This window comes from Acidithiobacillus sp. TH-A36 (genome assembly GCF_057473445.1).
The window spans coordinates 1-1,441 of record NZ_JBYCKP010000054.1 but is presented as its reverse complement, the minus strand read 5'-3'; the positions used below and the strand labels follow the sequence as shown (position 1 = coordinate 1,441).

The 1,441-nt window shown below is 55.9% G+C and carries 4 protein-coding genes; all 4 read left to right on the top strand.

Annotated features, from left to right (window positions below):
* Positions 1-325, top strand: a 325-nt coding sequence (locus AC2VLY_RS01395; RefSeq protein WP_486921652.1) for a hypothetical protein, incomplete at its 5' end; no start/stop codon positions are given.
* Positions 326-511: 186 nt separating this feature from the next.
* Entirely contained in the window at positions 512-730 is a 219-nt protein-coding gene (locus AC2VLY_RS01390) for a hypothetical protein (RefSeq protein ID WP_486892980.1), read from the top strand.
* Positions 727-867, top strand: coding sequence for a hypothetical protein (locus AC2VLY_RS01385; protein WP_486892981.1), 141 nt, complete (start codon positions 727-729; stop codon positions 865-867). The genes AC2VLY_RS01390 and AC2VLY_RS01385 overlap by 4 nt, the downstream gene beginning before the upstream one ends.
* Before the next feature lie 90 nt (positions 868-957).
* Positions 958-1,404, top strand: a complete 447-nt coding sequence (locus tag AC2VLY_RS01380; protein ID WP_486921651.1) for a WGR domain-containing protein — start codon at positions 958-960, stop codon at positions 1,402-1,404.
* The last annotated feature ends 37 nt before the right edge of the window (positions 1,405-1,441 follow it).

Sequence of the window (1,441 nt, the reverse complement as noted above, 5' to 3'; positions counted from 1 at the left end):
TTTATCCGTGGCTCCGCAAGCTCCGCCGCCGTCTCTTGGGGGCTTCGCCCCCGCCGACTCGAACCCACGCCTCTGGACGCTTCGCGTCCGACTGCGTGTCCCTCCCGGCATCCCCCTAATTTTTAATGGGCGCCCACTTGCCGCCTGCGGCGCCGGGCGCAACCCTAACCCGGCGGGGACCCTGCTGGTCCCCCTGTCCGCGCCTTCGGCTTGCCGGGTCGACCCCCTATGGGGACTGCGTCCCCCACTGCCTATGGCAGCGGCTCCCCCTCTAGTTCTCCAAAAAGCGGGTAAATTTGGCGCAGGACGCGTTTTTGGTGGTTGAATGATGGAAATGTACCGGAATAGGATTTACGTCGGTTCTGGGGCGGCTTCTGGGCCTTTACAACAGGATTCTTTGTCGGCTTTTTGATCGGTTATCGATTCATCATTGGGGCGGTTCCTCTTGTAGTCGTTACAGTCACGATTTATGCTTTCGTGACTGTAACCGCTTTGAGGGAGTTTCTTAAAAATGGGCAAAAGCCCGGCTGAACGACAAAGAGATAAGCGGGAAAGAGATTATGCGTTGGTCTGGGGGGGAAGGGGTGATGAAACCCAGTTGTCCGATACCGCCTTACTGGAACAAATCGCTATCGCCTATCGCAAGGGACGAAACCTTCCCGTTGAAAATGCCATCCTGCGGGGATTGATCCGGGAACTGATGCAACGGGCGCGGCTGTTGTCAGAATGAACGCGCGGACCCCGCAAGCCCGCCATCCTCTGGCGGCACAGGACATGGTGCGGATTCTTGCTTATCTGCAGCAAAACCCCGGTACCTCCGTGGAGATTGCCCGGGCCTGTAGGGAGGCGGAGGAGGGTGCCCGGTAGGGGGGAGGGTTTCCTTATTGCCCGTGAATATTGTTCCGGTAGGGCTTACGATTTTTATAGAACATGCCGATCGCTGGAGGAGAATGGGTCATGGATACGTCCGATTCAGATAGCGATCTGGTTTATGATCTGTCCCACTGGTGGTGTGTGACCTGGCAGAAGGTTCAACCCGATGCTAATCCCCCAGTCTCTCGTTATTACCGGCTCTGTCTGCAGCAGGATCTCTGGGGACAATGGGAGCTGCTCCGCTGTTGGGGCAGAATCGGTCAGAAACCCACCCGCGAACGGCGCGAAAGGGTGGATTCTCCGGAAGCGGCAGAAATCATTCGACAGCAGGTTCAGAAAACCCGGCGGCAGCATCGCTATGTGCCGGTAGACGGCCCCTTAGTCGCGCTGGATCTGGCCAACTGGACCTCCGAGGATACAGGGAACCCCGTTTTGCGGGGAAATCTGAATAAAGGGCAGATCGAAAAACCCGTTTTTCTGATGGATGAAGGAAATAAAGGCAAAGAAAACGCTCAAAAAAAAGGTTTTTGAAAAGACGTAAAGAGATTATCTGGCTGTTTCTATGCAG